Below are 17014 nucleotides of genomic sequence, written 5' to 3'. Positions count from 1 at the left end.
ACCCGCTCTGCGAGACGCACCCACCCTCCCCGGCCGACCGCGGCCGATCGACGACGAAGGAGGAGAGAGGCTCTTGAGCACCGCGCAACCGTCGATCCGCGTGTGAGCGGATCGTCGTGCGCGGTACGCGACCCGCTCTGCGGAACGCGACCACCCTCCCCGGCCGACCGCGGCCGATCGACGACGAAGGAGGAGAGAGGCTCTTGAGCACCGCGCAACCGTCGATCCGCGTGTGAGCGGATCGTCGTGCGCGGTACGCAACCCGCTCTGCGGAACGCGACCACCCTCCCCGGCCGACCGCGGCCGATCGACGACGAAGGAGGAGAGAGGCTCTTGAGCACCGCGCAACCGTCGATCCGCGTGGGAGCGGATCGTCGTGCGCGGTACGCGACCCGCTCTTCCAGCGTCCCCACCTCCTGAGACCGACCGCGGCCGATCGACGACGCCAGGAGGAGATCGGCTATGAGTGCAGCCGCAGCGCCGTCCAGAGCTCGGTGCGGGCGGAGACGTCGTCGAGGTCGAGGCCGAGGGCGCGCTCGACGGCGGTGATGCGGTTGCGGAGGGTGTGACGGTGCACGCCGAGGTCACGGGCGGCGGGCTCCCAGGCGCCGTTGCGGCGGAGCCAGACGCGGGCGCTCTCGAGCAGCACGGCTCCCTCCGGGGTCAGCAGCGGTGCGAGCATCCGGCGGGCGAGCGGTGCTGCTCCGGCGGCGGCGAGGAGCCCGATCATCCCCTCGGCGGCGACGTCCTCGAACCGGACCACCGGCCCGTCTCCTGTCCGCTCGGCGGCGCGCCGCGCCTCCTCGAGGCCCCGGTCCAGGTCGGACCAGCCGATCGGGGCGGAGGCGCCGGCGCTCGCGCCGTGCCGCTCCAGCACGGCGGTCAGCGGCCCGAGTCCGTCGGCGGCGGCCACGGCGACGAGCGAGCCGTCCCTCTCGGCGAAGAACAGGCGCGCGCCGTCCTCCTCCGCCACGACCTCCAGCTCGTCGAGGAGCGAGTCGCCGTGCACGGGCGCGTTCAGCACGACCACCCGCACGGGCTCGGCGGGCAGCGGGCTCCCCAGGCGCCGTGCGGTGCTCTCGGCGACGTCGAAGGCTCCCGCGGCCAGCAGCTCGAGCAGTCCGGAGCGCAGCTGCCGGCGGGAGGAGTCCAGCGCGCGCCGCTGCTCCAGCGCGATGCTCGCCAGGGCTATGACGCTCGCGACGAGGTCGCTGCCCGCCGGGTCCAGGGGCGTGCCGGTGCCCACGGCGAGCACCCCGCGCAGGTGGTCGCGGCGCCCGATCGTCTGCAGCGTCACTCCGCCGCCGTCGTCGAGTCGGAGTCCCGCTCGGCTGCCGCGGGTCAGGGCGTGCCTCGCGGCCGCGGCGACCGCCTCCTCCGCCGGCACGTCGAGCCGGGTGGGCAGGTGCACCCTCTGCCCGGCGGCGTCGTAGAGGGCGACCCAGCAGTCCAGCTGCCGCTCCAGCTCGGTGAGGATCGCCGCGAGCCCGTCCGGCCGCAGCGCCGCGCGGGCGACCCGCCGCTGCGCCTCGAGCGACCACTCCAGCCGCTCGCGCTGCTCCCGCGAGATCACGTCGGCGACGAAGCGGATGATCCCCATGAACGGAGTCAGGTCCGCCACCTCCAGCAGCGGCAGGCCCTGGCGCTCGCACGCCGTGACGAGAGCGGCGGGCACCTCGTCGTGCACGATGCGGGTGGCGAAGCCGAGCGCGCGGATGCCGCGGCCGCGCAGCCGGGCGACGTACTCCTCCGAGAACTCGGCGCTGTCGTGCCCGGTGAAGTGGACGCCGTCGGTCAGCAGCAGCTGGCCCGACTCGAGCCAGGGCGTCGGATCGACGAGGTCCGAGGAGTGCGCCCACACCAGAGGGGCATCGAGGTCGGCCTCGTCGTGGACGCCGGCGAGCACGCGGAGGCGGAAGGCCGGTTCGGCCAGAAGATCGCGGACGGTCGCGGGCATGCGCGGCTCCCTTCGACGTTCCGTCCATCGTAGGGTCCGCGGATCGACGGATCCGCACGCCCGCTCTCGAGGCGCGCGCGGCACGATGGAGACCATGACGTCCTCGACCGCCCCCACCGTCCGCGACAACGCCTCGGTCACCGCCGCCGACCGGTCCCGCGTGTTCCACTCCTGGTCGGCGCAGGGCGCGCTGAACCCGCTGCCGATCGCAGGCGGTCTCGGCGCCGAGGTCTGGGACGTCGACGGCACCCGCTACCTCGACTTCTCGAGCCAGCTCGTGAACGTCACCATCGGCTACCAGCACCCGAAGGTCGTCGCCGCCATCCAGGAGCAGGCGGGCGTCCTCACCACCGTCGGCCCCGCCTACGCGAACGAGACCCGCGCCGAGGCGGCCCGCCTGATCACCGAGCGGGCGCCCGAGGGCATGGAGAAGGTCTTCTTCACCAACGGCGGCGCGGACGCGAACGAGAACGCGATCCGCATGGCGCGGCTGTTCACCGGCCGCGACAAGGTCGTCTCGCTGTACCGCTCGTACCACGGCAACACGGGAGCGGCGATCGTCTCGACCGGCGACTGGCGCCGCATCCCGAACGAGTACTCCCGCGGGCACGTGCACGCCTTCGGGCCCTACCTGTACCGCAGCGAGTTCTGGGCCGAGAGCCTCGAGCAGGAGTGCGAGCGCGCCCTCCACCACCTCGAGCGCGTCGTGCAGGCGGAGGGGCCGGAGTCGATCGCCGCGTTCCTCCTCGAGACCATCCCCGGCACCGCCGGCGTGCTCACCCCGCCGCCCGGCTACCTCGCGGGTGTCCGCGAGATCGCCGACCGGTACGGCATCCAGCTGATCCTCGACGAGGTCATGGCGGGCTTCGGCCGCACGGGGGAGTGGTTCGCCTTCGACGCCTTCGACGTGCGCCCCGACCTGATCACCTTCGCGAAGGGCGTGAACTCCGGCTACGTCCCGATAGGCGGCGTCGTCATCTCCGATCCGATCGCCCACCACTTCGACGAGCGCGTCTTCCCCGGCGGCCTCACCTACTCGGGCCACCCGCTCGCCGCTGCCAGCGTCGTCGCGACGCTCGAGGCGATGGAGGAGGAGGGGATCGTCGACAACGCGCGCACCATCGGCTCGGAGCACCTGGCCCCCGGCCTGGCGGCTCTCGAGGCGAAGCACGACCTGATCGGCGAGGTCCGGGGCTCCGGAGTGTTCTGGGCTCTGGAGCTGGTCACCGATCGGGCCGCGCGCACCCCGCTGCCGGCGGCCTCCGTCGCCCGCCTCAAGGCCGACCTGCTGTCTCGCGGCCTCCTGCCCTTCACCGCCGACAACCGGATCCACGTGGTCCCGCCCGCCGTCATCACCCCCGCCGAGGTCGCCCGCGGCCTCGGCATCCTCGACGACGCCCTCACCGCCTTCAGCGGCTGACCGCACTCCGTGCCGCAGGCGGCGGCGTTCTCGCGAGGCGTGTCCGGGGATCGGTGGTTCAGCGGATCCGCGTCGCCGTGCGCGTCCCGCTCCTCGGGACCCGGCCGCGCGCTGGAGCCGACTGCGGGACGCCGCGCGGGGAGCGGCGTCCTCGCGAGGCGTATCCGGGGATCCGCGTTCCAGCGGATCCGCGTCGCCGTGCGCATCCCGCTCCTCGAGACCCGGCCGCGCGCTCGGGCCGACTGCGGGACGCCGCGCGGGGAGCGGCGTCCTCGCGAGGCGTATCCGGGGATCCGCGTTCCAGCGGATCCGCGTCGCCGTGCGCGACCCGCTCCTCGGGACCCGGCCCCGCGCTCGAGCCGACTGCGGGACGCCGCGCGGGGAGCGGCGTCCTAACCAGCGGCGCCATCGCGAGGCGTATTCGGGGATCCGCGTTCCAGCGAATCCGCGTCGCCGTGCGCGTCCCGCTCCTCGCGACCCGTCCCCGCGCTGGAGCCGACTGCGGGACGCCGCGCGGGGGGCGCCGTCGCGAGGCGTATCCGGGGATCCGCGTTCCAGCGGATCCGCGTCGCCGTGCGCGACCCGCTCCTCGGGACCCGGCCATGCGCTCGAGCCGACTGCGGGACGCCGCGCGGGGAGCGGCGTCCTAACCAGCACTGTGCAAGGCGAACGCCGTCACGAACCCGAGGACCGCGTACAGCCCGGTGAGCACGTCGTCGCGGTCGAACGCCTCGGGGATCATCGTGTTCGAGATCATGGCGAGGATCGCGCCGGCGGCGACGGTCGTCACGAAGGCCACGACCGCGCCCGGTGCGGCGGCGAAGACCAGGAAGCCGACCAGCGCCGCGGCGGCCGAGATCGCGGCGATCCCGCCCCAGACGGTGAAGACGTAGCGGGCGGAGCGGCCGTCGGCTTTCATGCCGACCGTCGAGGACAGTCCCTCGGGGAGGTTCGAGATCGCGACCGCGGCGACGATGGGCACGCTGATCGCCGCTCCCGCTCCGCCCTGGGCGACCGAGAGGCCGAGCACGATCGATTCGGGGACCCCGTCGATCAGGGCGCCGGCCGCGATGGCCGCGCCTCCTCCTCCGCCCGACCCCTTCGCGCTCTTGCGGTTCCCCGCGCCGGCGCGGGTGAGCAGCGCGTCCGCGCCGACGAAGACGACGGCTCCCGCGAGCGTGCCGAGGATCGTCGGGAGCAGTCCTCCGTCGTCCGCCGCCTCCTGCACGAGCTCGTAGGCGAGCGCCGAGATCAGCACCCCTGCTCCGAACGCGGAGATCGCGGCGGTGAGCTTCGGGGGCACGCGCACGAACCAGGCGAGCGCGGCGCCGATCAGGAGGGTGGCGCCGCCGATGGCGCCGCTGGCGAGGGCGAGGGTCCAGGGAGGCACGGCTCCACCCTGGCACCGGCGGCGTCCCGTCGCGGCGGGCTTGACGGGGGCGCTCCGGCGGCGCTCGACCCGCCTCCGCCGGCCCCGACAGCTGTCGTGCAGGCGTCGGGCCGCGATGCCCGGCCGATCCTCGGCGATGGAGGGCCGCTCGGGCCGGGCGTCCCCGTAAACTGCCGGAATGGCGGAGTTCAGCGCGAGTGTTTTCCAGAACGAGTTCCTCTCGGACGGCGCCACCGACGTGCACGCCATCGTCACGCTGACCGCGTCCGGCACGGGGGTCGCCGGGTCCGACGGGGCCGCGGCCGAGATCATCATCGTGGACTGCTCCGGATCGATGACCGGCGAGAACATGACGGCCGCCAAGCGCGCCGCCGCCGTGGCGGTCGACCAGATCCTGGACGGCACCTTCTTCGCCGTCGTGGCCGGATCCGAGCGCGCCGACCGCGCCTTCCCCTACCCCAACGCCACCGTCTCGATGGTGCGGATGGAGCCGGGGGCGCGGGCCGCGGCGAAGGAGGCGATCGGCTACCTCCAGGCCGACGGCGGCACCGCGATGGGCACCTGGCTGACCCTCGCCCGCCAGCTGTTCGCGACCGTGCCGGAGGCGACGCAGCGGCACGCGATCCTCCTCACCGACGGCAAGAACGAGCACGAGTCGCGGATGCAGCTGGACGCGGCGATCCGCGCGGCGTCGGGCGACTTCCAGTGCGACGTGCGCGGCGTCGGCTCCCGCTGGATCGTCGAGGAGGCGCGCACCATCGCGAGCGCCCTGCTGGGCACCGTGGGCCTGATCGCGAACCCGGCCGACATGGCCGCCGACTTCGAGTCGCTGATGCGGGCGTCGATGGGCCGGGGAGTCGCCAACGGCGAGCTCCGCGTCTGGACTCCGCAGGGCGCGCAGCTGCTCTTCGTCCGCCAGGTCGCGCCGAACCTCGAGGACCTCAGCTCCCGGCGGAACGCCGTGAACCCGCTCACCGGCGCCTACCCGACCGGCGCCTGGGGCGACGAGTCGCGGGAGTACCACGTGGCGGTCCGGGTCGCGTCGAAGCCGGTCGGCTCGGAGCAGCTCGCCGCGCGGGTGCAGCTCAGCGTGCGCGACGAGGTGGTCGCCTCCGCCCTGGTGAAGGCGCGCTGGACGGACGACTCCGCCCTGACCGCCCGCATCGACCCCGCCGTCGCCCACTACACCGGCCAGACCGAGCTCGCCTCCGCGATCCAGGACGGGCTCGCGGCCAAGGCGCGGGGCGACGAGGCGACCGCCACGGTCAAGCTCGGGCGGGCGGTGCAGCTCGCCTCCGTCACCGGGAACGACGAGGCGACCGCGAAGCTGCGGAAGGTCGTCGAGATCGACGACCCGAACGAGGGCACCGTGCGGCTCAAGCGCGGCGTGGACCGCCTCGACGAGATGGCGCTGGACACCGCGTCGACCAAGACCACGCGGGTGCGCAAGTGAGCTTCCGCTGCCCCGAGGGGCACACCTCGCAGTCCGGCGACTACTGCGACGTCTGCGGGGCGCCCATCGGTGCCGCTGCGGCCCCGTCGCCCGCTCCCGCCGCGCCGACCACCGCGATCCCGACCGGCCCCTCGGTCTGCCCGCACTGCTCGTTCCCGAACGAGCCCGGCGCCCTGTTCTGCGAGAACTGCGGCTACGACTTCACGACCGGCTCCCTCCCCGAGGCCGATCCGTTCACCTCCTCCGGCGCCGTCCGCGCTCCGGGCGAGGTCGGCGGCTCCGCGACGCCGTCGGGGGACCCGGCCCAGCACCTGGGCGAGGCGCCCGCGCCGCAGGCCGATCCCGCGGCTCCGACCGAGCTGGTCCCGGAGCAGGAGGCCGGCTTCGACACCCCCGTCGCGACCGCGCCGCCCGCCGCTCCGCCGACCGAGGTGATCCCGGAGGCCCCTGCACCCGAGGCCGCAGTCCCCGACGCGACACCCGAGGCCTCAGCGTCGGAGGAGGAGGCCGCGTCCGCGCCGGCCACCGGCTCCGCCCGCCCCGCCTCCGCCTCCGCGGACCCGGACCGCCCGTGGATCGCCGAGCTCTGGGTCGACCCGGAGTGGTACGCCGAGCAGCGCGCCGACGACCCGATGCCCTCGCCCGGCCCGCCCGCGACCGTCGTCCTCCGCGAGCGGACCCTGCTCGTCGGCCGCCCGTCCGTCTCCCGCGGCATCTCGCCGCAGGTGGACTGCGGCTCCGACTCCGGTGTCTCGCGGCGCCACTGCCAGCTGAGCACCGACGGCTACCGCTGGTGGGTCGAGGATCTGCAGTCGGCGAACGGCACGTACCTCGCCCCGGCCGGGGCGCCGCTCCCGCAGTCGCCGATCGCCGCCGGTCAGCGCCGCGAGGTCGAGGAGGGCGATCGGATCTACGTGGGCGCCTGGACGCGGATCGTGCTCCGTCCCGCGTTCCCGGGCGAGGCCTAGGGACCCGCGTCCGAACGGTCAGCGACCGACGAGCGCTCCGAGCATCCACGACAGTGCCGCGATCGCGCCGACGCCGACCACGCTCGAGCCGATGATCACGGAGCGCCGGATCCGTGCCGCGCGCGAGTCCGAGGCGGTCGGCGCGCCCGAAGCCGAGCCCGTCGTCATCCCGCCGCGGAGCCGGTGCGCGACGTCGTCGGCGGTCGGCCGCTTCTCCGGGTCCCGCTGCGTCATCGAGGTCAGCAGCGCCCGCCACTCCGCCGGCAGGGTGTCGGGCACGGAGGGGCTGCGGTGGAGGCGGGCGATCGCCGCCTCGAGGACGGTGCCCGAGTACTCCCGGTGACCGGTGATCGCCTCGAGGAGGACCAGGCCGAGGGAGAAGACGTCGCTCGCTCCGCTGATCGGCTCGCCCGCGACCTGCTCCGGGCTGACGAAGCTCGCGGTGCCGATCACGACGCCGTCGCTGGTCAGGCGGGAGCCGTCCATGAAGTGGGCCACGCCGAAGTCGGTGAGCTTGGCGGTGCGGGCGTAGCCGCTGGAGGCGACCTCGCTGACCAGGATGTTCGCAGGCTTCACGTCACGGTGCACGACGCCGCGCTCGTGCAGGTAGGCCAGGGCCTCGGCGAGCTGCGTGCCGATCGCAGCGACCTCCGCCGCCGGGAGGGGGCCGGACTCGAGCCGCGCCTCCATCGTGGGGTCGGCGACGAGCTCCATCACGACGTAGCGGCGGACCTCGCCGCCGAAGTTGTGCAGCCCCGCGTCGAAGAGGTTGACGATGCCCGGGTGGGCGAAGGAGCTCAGCATCCGCACCTCGCGCTCCTGGCGGGCCACGTCCTCGGGGTTCGAGGCCTCCGCGCGGAACACCTTCACGGCGACCTCGCGCTGCACGGTCTCGTCGCGGGCCCGGTAGACCGAGCCCATCCCGCCGGAGCCGATGCGCTCGATCAGGTAGTAGCGGCCGGCCACCTTCTGCTGGGCGGCGTTCGCGGCGACGGTACTCATGGCGATCCCGCCTTCCGCTCGAACGGTGCGCTCCGGAGCGCACGAGGTGGGCGCCTGCGACGACGGTACCGCGGGGCGGCGCCGGCCGGGTCGGCGGAACGGGGGGATTGACACTCCCGGCCCCGGACGGGGGGACGAATGGCCGCTCAGCGCACCGATCCGCACCCCCCGCCGCGAGGTCAGCGGAGGCCGCTGCGCGCGAAGCCCTGCACGAAGTAGCGCTGGAACACCAGGAACAGCACCACCATCGGCACGACGTTCACCAGGGCGAACGCCATGGTCGCTCCGTAGTCGCTGCCGAACTGCCCCTGGAGGAAGAGCAGCCCGATCGGGAGCGTGAACAGCGCGTTCTCCTTCAGGGCGATGAGCGGCCAGGCGAAGTCGTTCCAGGAGCCGAGCAGCGACATGAAGAAGAGCACGGCGATGAGCGGCTTCGAGAGGGGGAGGACGATGGCCGTGAACACGCGGAAGTGCCCGGCGCCGTCGATCCGGGCCGCCTCGATCAGGTCCCGCGGGATCGCGAGGATGAACTGCCGCGCCAGGAACAGCCCGAACGCCGATGCCGCCGTCGGCAGGATCACCGCCCAGTAGCTCCCGTAGAGGCCGAGGTCGGTGACGAGCCGGAACAGCGCCACCATGATCACCTGCACGGGCAGGGTGAGCGTCGACAGAGCCAGGAGGAAGAGCACGCCGGATCCGCGGAACCGCAGCTGCGCGAAGGCGTAGCCGCCGAGCAGGTTGATCGTCACGGTGATCAGGGCGGTGACCAGGCTGATCGCGAGGGAGTTGCCGAACCAGGTCGCCACGGGGAACGACGAGAACACCCGCTCGAAGTTCACCAGCGTCAGCTCGCGCGGCCAGAGGCGGAGGGTGCCGCCGAGCAGCTCGGACCGCGAGGAGAACGCGACGACGACCATCCAGTACAGCGGGAAGACGATGACCACCGAGACGCCGAGGGCGAGGGCGAGGCGTAGCAGGCGCGAGGTGCGCGACGTGCGGATCATTCGACGAGGTCCCTCGAGCGGTTGGTGCGCCACTGCACCGCGGTGAAGATCATGGTCAGGATCAGCAGCACGATGCCGATGGCCGCGGCGTAGCCCTGGTCGCGGGTGACGAAACCGGTGTCGTAGGCGTAGGTCACGAGCACCGAGGTCGCGTTCTGCGGTCCGCCGCCGGTGAGCACGAAGACGATGTCGAACACCTGGAACGAGTAGATGACGTTGAGGATGAGCAGGAAGAACGACGACGGGCCGACCAGCGGCAGCGTCACGTGGCGGAACTGCTGCCACGCGTTCGCTCCGTCGAGCCGGGCCGCCTCGTAGAGCGCCGGGTTCACCCCCTGCAGCCCCGCCAGGTAGATCAGCATGTTGAAGCCGGTGCGCCACCACAGGGTGACGAGCACCACGGAGACGAACGCCGCCGCTCCGCCGGACTGCCAGGCGATGCGGGGGAGGCCGATCGTCTGGAGCATGCCGTCGAGCACGCCGCTGTTCTCGTCGAAGATCAGCACGCCCATCAGCGCCGTCGCCACGCCGGAGACCGCCATCGGCAGGATGAGGATGCTGCGGAACACCGGACGCGCGGGCAGCACCGAGTTCATCAGCACCGCCGCGCCGAGGCCCAGCGCCATCGAGAGCGGGGTCACGATCAGGGTGAACAGCGCCGTGTTCAGCGTCGAGCGCCAGAAGAGGCCGTCGCCGAGCAGCCGCGCGTAGTTGTCGAGCCCGACGAAGACGCCGTCGCCGAAGCCGTTCGTGCGCTGGAAGCCGATCAGGAACGCGCCGCCCAGGGGGACGAACACGAACAGGCCGAGCATCAGCAGGTTCGGCGCGAGGAACGCGTAGGCGGCCGCCGTCTCGCGGGCGGGGGCGCGGGAGGTGCGCCGGGGGCGGGCGGTCACCGCCTCCGGCGCGAGGACCGACCGGCTCACTGCGTCGCGGCCGCGATGCCGGAGGTGAGGCCGGCGATGGTGTCCTCGGTGCTGCGCCCGCCGACGAAGGCCTGCTCCAGCTGCTCCTTGAGCACCGTGATGATCGCGGCCATGTCGGGCGAGGCGACCTGCGCCGAGTCGGACGCCTGGACGGTGCCCGCCTGGCCGAGGAACACCTCGGCGAGCTCGGGGCGCACGGCGAACTCGATGCCCGACTCCGTGAGGTCGCGACGGGTGGGGAGGAGGGAGGCGCCGGCGCAGAAGTCGCGCATCGCCTCCTCCTCCGTCACGAACGCGAGGAAGGAGGCGGCCAGCTCCGGGTTCTTCGCGGCCTTGGTCGCGACGAGGGCGTTGCCGCCGAAGTCGCCGCCTCCGCGCACGTTGCGCGGGGAGTAGGTGGCGCCCCACTCGAAGTCGAGGGTGGAGTCGGCGTCGGGGATGAGGAACGCGCCGGCGAAGGTCATCGCGGTGGTCTGCGAGTACCAGAGGTCGCTGGCGTAGGTGGTCGCCTGCACGGAGCTGCTCGGCGGCACGAGGCCGTCGGTGAAGAAGCTGCGGCTGAAGTCGATCGCGGCGCGGCCGGCGGCGGAGTCGATCGCGGGACCGGACAGGTCCTCGGCGAGGAAGCGGCCGTCGGCCTGGAACAGCAGGCTCAGCCAGCGCGTGACGCCGTTGCCCTGCCAGTTGTAGGCGAAGGGGTAGCGCTCGGCGGGGAGCGAGGCGCGCAGCTTCCGCCCGACCTCGGTGAACTCCTCCCAGGTCCACGCCTCCTCGGGCGAGGAGGGGAAGGAGGTGACGCCCGCGTCGGCCAGCACCTGCGTGTTGTAGAGGATCAGCGAGGTGTCGGTGTGGTGGGGGACGCCGAAGGGGCTCCCGCCGCTCTGCACTGCGGCCCAGGCCGGATCGGTGAACCGCTCGGCGACGTCGGAGTCGAGGAAGCCCGACAGGTCCAGGAGCTGGTCGCGGCCGGCGTAGCTGCCGAACGTGTAGTACGGGACCCGGAAGACGTCCGGCGGGTTCCCCGCCTGCAGCTGCGCGTCGATGTTGGTGAACATCTGCTCGTACGGGACCGCGTTGAGGGTCACGGTGGCGCCGGCGTTCGCCGTCTGGAACGCGTCGATCGCGCGCTGGAAGCCGGCCAGCTCGGCGTCGGTGCCCCAGGTGGTGAAGGTGAGGGTGTCGCTGCCGGCGCTCGCCGCGGCGCCCGCGGGGGCGAAGCCGCAGCCGGAGAGGACCGGGACGGAGGCGGCGACGCCGAGCGCTCCGAGGAAGCGGCGGCGGTCGAGGACCGCGCGTCCGAGCTGCGCGAGGTCGAGAGCCCCCGAGGGGAGCCCCTTGCTGGTCAGGCCCATGACGGCCTCCTTCCGGGGGCCAGCGGCAGGCTCCCGGGGGCAGGCTATTCCGGCAGGGCCGCGGTTATCGCGGCTGGACGGATCGGCCGATCCATGAGAGGAGCGGCCGATCCGCCCGGCGGGCGTTCAGCCGCGGCGGCCGAGCATCCCCTCGAACGAGCCGTCGAGCGCCCACGGGTCGAGCGTGGAGCCCGAGCGGGAGGAGCGGGCGGCCTGATCCGCCAGCTCGCGTCCGGCGCGCTCGATGCGCGAGGGCAGCGCCCGTCCGTCCTCGGTCGCGCCGCCCCAGTCGTCCGTCGCCGCGAACACGGTGGTCGCGAGGGGCGCCGCGTGCAGGTAGGTGAAGAGCGGGCGCATCGCGTAGTCGACGGCCAGGGAGTGGCGGGGGGACCCGCCCGTGGCCGCCAGCAGCACGGGCAGACCGCGCAGCGCCTCCGTGTCGAGCACGTCGACGAACGACTTGAAGAGCCCGCTGTAGCTGGTGGTGAAGATCGGCGTCACGGCGATCAGGCCGTCGGCGCCGGCGACCGCGTCGAGCGCGGTCTGCAGAGCGGGGCTCGCGAAGCCGGTGAGGAGGTTGTTCGTGACGTCGTGCGCGAGGTCGCGCAGCTCCACGACGCTCCGCTCGACGGCGAAGCCCTGCTCGGTGAGGGAGGACTCGGCGGCGTCGGCCAGGCGGTCGGCGAGCAGCCGGGTCGAGGACGGCTGGCTGAGGCCGGCCGAGAGGACGGTGATCCTGCGGGTGTCCATGGAGAGCTCCTGACTAGACGGTGACGGGCTCGGCCGCGGGCTGCGCGTCGCGCGCGGCCACGAGGGAGGCGTGGGTGGGGGCGTCGGGCACGTGCGCGGGGCGGCCCTCGGCGAAGCCGGCGCGGAGGGCGGGGAGGATCTCGCCGAGCATGTCCATCTGCTCCAGGACGGTCTTCAGCGGGAGTCCCGCGTGGTCCATCAGGAAGAGCTGGCGCTGGTAGTCGCCGACGTACTCGCGGAAGCCGAGGGTGCGGTCGATGATCTGCTGCGGGGAGCCGACGGTGAGCGGGGTCTGCTCCGTGAAGTCCTCGAGCGAGGGGCCGTGGCCGTAGACGGGGGCGTTGTCGAAGTAGGGGCGGAACTGCGAGACCGCGTCCTGCGAGTTCTTCGCCAGGAAGATCTGCCCGCCGAGGCCGACGATCGCCTGGTCGGCGGTCCCGTGGCCGTAGTGCTCGAAGCGCTGGCGGTAGAGCTCCACCATCTTCTGGGTGTGCGAGGCGGGCCAGAAGATGTGGTTCGCGAAGAAGCCGTCGCCGTAGTAGGCGGCCTGCTCGGCGATCTGAGGGGAGCGAATCGATCCGTGCCACACGAACGGCGCGACACCGTCGAGGGGGCGCGGGGTCGACTGGAAGCCCTGGAGGGGAGTGCGGAACTGGCCCTCCCAGTCGACGAAGTCCTCGGTCCACAGGCGGTGCAGGAGGTCGTAGTTCTCGATCGTCAGCTCGATGCCGCGGCGGATGTCCTTGCCGAACCACGGGTAGACGGGGCCGGTGTTGCCGCGGCCGAGCATGAGGTCGACGCGGCCGCCGGCGAGGTGCTGGAGCATCGCGTAGTCCTCGGCGAGCTTCACGGGGTCGTTCGTGGTGATGAGGGCCATCGCGGTGGAGAGCGTGATCCTCTCGGTCTTCGCCGCGAGGTAGCCGAGCGTGGTGGTGGGGGAGGAGGACCAGAACGGCGGATTGTGGTGCTCGCCCAGGGCGAAGACGTCGAGGCCGATCTCCTCCGCCTTCAGCGCGATCGCGAGGGTCGCCTGGATCTTCTCGGACTCGGACGGGGTCCGTCCGGTCGTGGGGTCGGTCGTGATGTCGCTGACCGTGAAGATGCCGAACTGCATCAGGCGCTCCTTCTGTCCTCCGGCCCGGTGGGGCCTGGTCCATGCGTTTGCATGTACATCCTCATTCAACCACGTGCGGCCGGATCTATTCCCGTGGATCCCCGGGCCTCCGCCGGCCTGTCGGAGGACGGCGCCGGTGCCGTGCCCGGACGTCGCCGACCCGCCCCGCTCGCCCCGCGGCCGCCCGAAACATCCCCGCAATACGCCCCGCACTAGAGTCGTGCCATGGGTGACCTCTTCGACGGATACGGGTCCCAGAAGGTCGAGCGGCCCGACACGGGCGCCACCCCCTGGGACGAGATGTTCGCCGACGTGGCGTCGACCGGAGGCCCCGACGGGGTCCGCGGCGCCTATCGCGACATCTACTCCTCGCTCGCGCGGATGACCCAGGAGGAGCTGCGCGGCCGCACCGACGCGCTCGCCTCCTCCTACCTCGCGCAGGGCGTCACCTTCGACTTCGCGGGGGAGGAGCGGCCGTTCCCGCTCGACGCCGTCCCCCGGGTGATCGAGCGCGCCGAGTGGAACGAGGTGCAGACCGGCATCAAGCAGCGGGTCCGTGCTCTCGAGGCGTTCCTCGCCGACGTCTACGGCCCGCAGAACGCCGTGGCCGACGGCGTCATCCCCGCCGGGCTCATCTCGAGCTCCAGCCACTTCCACCGGCAGGCCGCGGGCATCGTCCCCGCGAACGGCGTGCGGATCCAGGTGTCCGGGATCGACCTGATCCGCGACGAGAAGGGCGGCTGGCGGGTCCTCGAGGACAACGTCCGCGTGCCCTCCGGCGTCTCCTACGTCATCTCGAACCGCCGGGTGATGGCGCAGACGCTGCCCGAGCTGTTCGTCTCGATGCGGGTGCGCCCGGTCGGCGACTACCCGAACAAGCTGCTGCAGGCACTGCGCGCCTCCGCCCCCGACGGCGTCGACGACCCGACCGTGGTCGTGCTCACTCCGGGCGTCTACAACTCCGCCTACTTCGAGCACACCCTCCTCGCCCGCCTCATGGGCGTCGAGCTGGTCGAGGGCCGCGACCTGTTCTGCACGGGCGGCAAGGTGTTCATGCGCACCACCTCCGGCCCGACCCGGGTCGACGTGATCTACCGCCGCGTGGACGACGAGTTCCTCGATCCGCTGCAGTTCCGCGCCGACTCGATGCTCGGCTCGCCCGGGCTGATGCTCGCGGCCCGGCTCGGGAACGTCACGATCGCCAACGCGGTCGGCAACGGCGTCGCCGACGACAAGCTCGTCTACACCTACCTGCCCGACCTCATCCGCTACTACCTCTCGGAGGAGCCGGTGATCAAGAACGTCGACACGTGGCGGCTCGAGGACCCGGGAGCGCTCGAGGAGGTGCTCGACCGCCTCGACGAGCTCGTCGTGAAGCCGGTCGACGGCTCCGGCGGCAAGGGCCTGGTCGTCGGGCCGGCCGCCTCGGCGAAGGAGCTCGCGGAGCTGCGCTCCCGCCTCCAGGCCGACCCGCGCGGCTGGATCGCGCAGCCGGTCGTGCAGCTCTCCACCATCCCCACCCTCGTCGACGACGGGATGCGCCCCCGGCACGCCGACCTGCGGCCCTTCGCCGTGAACGACGGCACCGACGTCTGGGTGCTGCCCGGCGGCCTGACCCGCGTCGCGCTCCCGGAGGGGCAGCTCGTCGTCAACTCGTCGCAGGGCGGCGGATCGAAGGACACCTGGGTGGTCGGCCTCGAGGAGGCGCGCAGCGCGGAGCCCGAGGCGCGCGACATCCAGGCGCTCGTCGCCGAGCAGGCCGCGGTCACCAGCTCCATCCCGATCGTCTACCCGCTCAACCACACGCCCGACCACTCGCCGCAGGACGCGCCGAACACCGACCAGGACCAGCAGCAGCAGCAGATGCTCGCGGCGGGGGAGGACGACTGATGCTCTCCCGGATCGCCGAGTCGCTGTTCTGGATCGGCCGCTACATCGAGCGGTCCGACGGCACCGCCCGCATCCTCGACGTCCACCTCCAGCTCCTGCTCGAGGACCCGTGGATCGACGAGGACACGGCCTGCCGCTCGCTCCTGTCGGTGATGGGCTCGACCCCGCCCGACGACATGCGCGAGATCACCCGTGCCGACGTGCTGGCGATCCTCGCGATCGACCGCACGAACCCCGCCTCGATCGCCTACTCGCTCGGCGCCGCCCGCGAGAACGCCCGCCGGGCGCGCGAGATCGTCTCGACCGAGCTCTGGGAGTGCCTCAACACCACGCGCACCCGGATGCCGCGCCGTGTCTCGGGCGAGCGGGTGTCGGAGTTCTTCAGCTGGGTGCGCGAGCGCTCCGCCCTCGCCGTCGGCATCATCGAGTCGGCGACCTCGCGCGACGAGGCCTGGCAGTTCTTCACCCTCGGCCGCTCGATCGAGCGCGCCGACATGACCGCCCGCCTGCTCGCCACCCGCTCGCTGACCGAGGCGAGCGGCCCGTCCTGGACCACGATCCTCCGCTCCTGCGGCGCCTACGAGGCGTACCTGCGCACCTACCGGGGCGTGCCGAGCGCGCGGAACGCGGCCGAGTTCCTCCTCCTGGACCGGCTGTTCCCGCGCTCGATCCTCTTCTCGGTCTCGCGGGCGGAGGCGTGCATGCGCGACATCGAGCCGCGCACCGGCCGCATCGGCCACTCCGGCGACGCGCAGCGCGTCCTCGGGCGGATCCGCAGCGAGCTGGAGTTCCGGCCGATCACCGACATCCTCGAGGACCTCCCGCGGCACATGGACAGCGTGCAGGAGGCGACCTCGGCCGCGTCCGAGGCGATCCGCCAGCGGTACTTCCCCACCAACGTCATGCCGAGCTGGATCGGGGAGGCGCTGTGAGCAGGCTGCGCATCAGGCACACCACGGGCTTCACCTACGCGGGGGACGTGGTCGCGTCCTACAACGAGGCGCGGATGCTCCCCGCCTCCTCGGACGGGCAGCTGGTGCTGTTCTCGAACCTCGACATCCGGCCGGTGACCTCGGTCCACGCCTACACCGACTACTGGGGCACCCGCGTCTCGTCGTTCGACGTGCTCGACGCCCACCGCGAGCTCTCGCTGACGGCGACCTCGCTCGTCGAGATCCGGCCGAAGCAGCACCCCGACCACCCGACGGGGTGGGATCAGCTGTCCGAGCAGGTCGAGACGCGCACCGAGTACGTGGAGCAGTCGAAGCAGACCCACCGCACCGCGCCGCCGGAGGACCTCGCGGCGATGGCGCGCTCGCTCGCGGACGAGGCGGCCGGGCCGTGCGAGGCCGCGCTCACGATCGCCGAGACGATCGGCCGGGCGATGACCTACCGGCAGGGCGTCACCGGCGTGCACTCCACCGCGACGGAGTCGTGGACCGCGCGAGAGGGCGTCTGCCAGGACATCACGCACATCGTCCTCGGGGCGCTGCGCTCGGTGGGCATCCCGGCGCGCTACGTCTCGGGCTACCTGCACCCCAAGCCGCACGCCGAGATCGGCGAGACCGTGGTGGGGGAGTCCCACGCGTGGGTCGAGTGGTTCTGCGGAGGAGCCTGGCGCGGCTACGACCCGACGAACCTGATCGACATCGGCGACCGCCACGTCATCGTCGGCCGCGGCCGCGACTACAACGACATCGCGCCGCTGCGCGGGGTGTTCGCCGGGCCCCGCTCGTCGAAGCTCTTCGTCCGCGTCGAGATCACCCGCGAGGCCTGAGGGCGGGCGGC

General features: G+C 72.8%; 14 protein-coding genes. 6 read left to right on the top strand and 8 right to left on the bottom strand.

Annotated elements, in window-relative coordinates; all coding sequences use genetic code 11:
- Positions 1-460: 460 nt before the first annotated feature.
- Positions 461-1957: a PucR family transcriptional regulator gene (locus C5C74_RS11975; RefSeq protein ID WP_181134698.1), complete on the bottom strand. Its 1497-nt coding sequence runs from the start codon at positions 1955-1957 to the stop codon at positions 461-463.
- A 94-nt stretch (positions 1958-2051) separates the two neighbouring features.
- Between C5C74_RS11975 and C5C74_RS11970 the strand changes: the two genes are divergently transcribed.
- Entirely contained in the window at positions 2052-3377 is a 1326-nt protein-coding gene (locus tag C5C74_RS11970) for an aspartate aminotransferase family protein (protein ID WP_104329391.1), read from the top strand.
- A gap of 646 nt (positions 3378-4023) precedes the next feature.
- On the opposite strand, the gene C5C74_RS11965 is transcribed toward C5C74_RS11970, so the two are convergent.
- Positions 4024-4767 carry a ZIP family metal transporter gene (locus C5C74_RS11965; RefSeq protein ID WP_104233141.1) on the bottom strand — a complete coding sequence of 248 codons (744 nt, stop codon included), beginning with the start codon at positions 4765-4767 and terminating at the stop codon, positions 4024-4026.
- Between the two features lie 178 nt (positions 4768-4945).
- On the opposite strand from C5C74_RS11965, the gene C5C74_RS11960 reads away from it, so the two are divergent.
- Together C5C74_RS11960 and C5C74_RS11955 are read left to right on the top strand one after the other, a co-directional pair.
- The gene (locus C5C74_RS11960; RefSeq protein WP_104351601.1) at positions 4946-6220 is read left to right on the top strand and encodes a VWA domain-containing protein; all 1275 of its coding nucleotides are present in this window, start codon (positions 4946-4948) and stop codon (positions 6218-6220) included.
- Positions 6217-7188: an FHA domain-containing protein gene (locus C5C74_RS11955; protein ID WP_104351600.1), complete on the top strand. Its 972-nt coding sequence runs from the start codon at positions 6217-6219 to the stop codon at positions 7186-7188. The genes C5C74_RS11960 and C5C74_RS11955 overlap by 4 nt, the downstream gene beginning before the upstream one ends.
- Positions 7189-7206: 18 nt before the next feature.
- Here the strand turns inward: C5C74_RS11955 and C5C74_RS11950 are convergent, their stop codons facing one another.
- The 6 genes from C5C74_RS11950 to C5C74_RS11925 all read right to left on the bottom strand — a co-directional run bounded on the left by C5C74_RS11950 (position 7207) and on the right by C5C74_RS11925 (position 13336).
- Entirely contained in the window at positions 7207-8190 is a 984-nt protein-coding gene (locus C5C74_RS11950; protein WP_104308420.1) for a serine/threonine-protein kinase, read from the bottom strand.
- 179 nt (positions 8191-8369) lie between these two features.
- On the bottom strand, positions 8370-9194 hold the full coding sequence (locus tag C5C74_RS11945; protein ID WP_104223846.1) for a carbohydrate ABC transporter permease: 825 nt from the start codon (positions 9192-9194) through the stop codon (positions 8370-8372).
- On the bottom strand, positions 9191-10090 hold the full coding sequence (locus C5C74_RS11940; RefSeq protein WP_258064159.1) for a carbohydrate ABC transporter permease: 900 nt from the start codon (positions 10088-10090) through the stop codon (positions 9191-9193). The genes C5C74_RS11945 and C5C74_RS11940 overlap by 4 nt, the downstream gene beginning before the upstream one ends.
- A 26-nt stretch (positions 10091-10116) precedes the next feature.
- The gene (locus C5C74_RS11935) at positions 10117-11472 is read right to left on the bottom strand and encodes a sugar ABC transporter substrate-binding protein (protein WP_104351599.1); all 1356 of its coding nucleotides are present in this window, start codon (positions 11470-11472) and stop codon (positions 10117-10119) included.
- Between the two features lie 126 nt (positions 11473-11598).
- Entirely contained in the window at positions 11599-12222 is a 624-nt protein-coding gene (locus tag C5C74_RS11930; RefSeq protein ID WP_104351598.1) for an FMN reductase, read from the bottom strand.
- A gap of 13 nt (positions 12223-12235) precedes the next feature.
- Entirely contained in the window at positions 12236-13336 is a 1101-nt protein-coding gene (locus C5C74_RS11925) for an LLM class flavin-dependent oxidoreductase (protein ID WP_104351597.1), read from the bottom strand.
- Positions 13337-13561: 225 nt separating this feature from the next.
- Between C5C74_RS11925 and C5C74_RS11920 the strand changes: the two genes are divergently transcribed.
- Genes C5C74_RS11920 through C5C74_RS11910 form a run of 3 tightly spaced genes read left to right on the top strand, consistent with a single transcriptional unit; the run spans position 13562 to position 17003 of the window.
- On the top strand, positions 13562-15226 hold the full coding sequence (locus C5C74_RS11920) for a circularly permuted type 2 ATP-grasp protein (RefSeq protein WP_104351596.1): 1665 nt from the start codon (positions 13562-13564) through the stop codon (positions 15224-15226).
- Positions 15226-16158 carry an alpha-E domain-containing protein gene (locus C5C74_RS11915; RefSeq protein ID WP_104223851.1) on the top strand — a complete coding sequence of 311 codons (933 nt, stop codon included), beginning with the start codon at positions 15226-15228 and terminating at the stop codon, positions 16156-16158. Before C5C74_RS11920 ends, C5C74_RS11915 begins: the two co-directional genes overlap by 1 nt.
- Positions 16155-17003, top strand: a complete 849-nt coding sequence (locus C5C74_RS11910) for a transglutaminase family protein (RefSeq protein WP_104223852.1) — start codon at positions 16155-16157, stop codon at positions 17001-17003. The genes C5C74_RS11915 and C5C74_RS11910 overlap by 4 nt, the downstream gene beginning before the upstream one ends.
- Positions 17004-17014 lie beyond the last annotated feature (11 nt).

Origin of the sequence: Rathayibacter sp. AY1E8 (assembly GCF_002931415.1) — a bacterium.
Taxonomy (GTDB): Bacteria; Actinomycetota; Actinomycetes; order Actinomycetales; family Microbacteriaceae; genus Rathayibacter.
Note: the sequence above shows the minus strand (reverse complement) of the source record. Positions and strands in the feature narration are given on the sequence as shown.

Bases quoted from the DNA above. Each gene is read 5' to 3' on its own strand.
- C5C74_RS11975 (WP_181134698.1), bottom strand. From the start codon at position 1,957: ATGCCCGCGACCGTCCGCGATCTTCTGGCCGAACCGGCCTTCCGCCTC.
- C5C74_RS11970 (WP_104329391.1), top strand. From the start codon at position 2,052: ATGACGTCCTCGACCGCCCCCACCGTCCGCGACAACGCCTCGGTCACC.
- C5C74_RS11960 (WP_104351601.1), top strand. From the start codon at position 4,946: ATGGCGGAGTTCAGCGCGAGTGTTTTCCAGAACGAGTTCCTCTCGGAC.
- C5C74_RS11950 (WP_104308420.1), bottom strand. From the start codon at position 8,190: ATGAGTACCGTCGCCGCGAACGCCGCCCAGCAGAAGGTGGCCGGCCGC.
- C5C74_RS11945 (WP_104223846.1), bottom strand. From the start codon at position 9,194: ATGATCCGCACGTCGCGCACCTCGCGCCTGCTACGCCTCGCCCTCGCC.
- C5C74_RS11935 (WP_104351599.1), bottom strand. From the start codon at position 11,472: ATGGGCCTGACCAGCAAGGGGCTCCCCTCGGGGGCTCTCGACCTCGCG.
- C5C74_RS11930 (WP_104351598.1), bottom strand. From the start codon at position 12,222: ATGGACACCCGCAGGATCACCGTCCTCTCGGCCGGCCTCAGCCAGCCG.
- C5C74_RS11925 (WP_104351597.1), bottom strand. From the start codon at position 13,336: ATGCAGTTCGGCATCTTCACGGTCAGCGACATCACGACCGACCCCACG.
- C5C74_RS11920 (WP_104351596.1), top strand. From the start codon at position 13,562: ATGGGTGACCTCTTCGACGGATACGGGTCCCAGAAGGTCGAGCGGCCC.
- C5C74_RS11915 (WP_104223851.1), top strand. From the start codon at position 15,226: ATGCTCTCCCGGATCGCCGAGTCGCTGTTCTGGATCGGCCGCTACATC.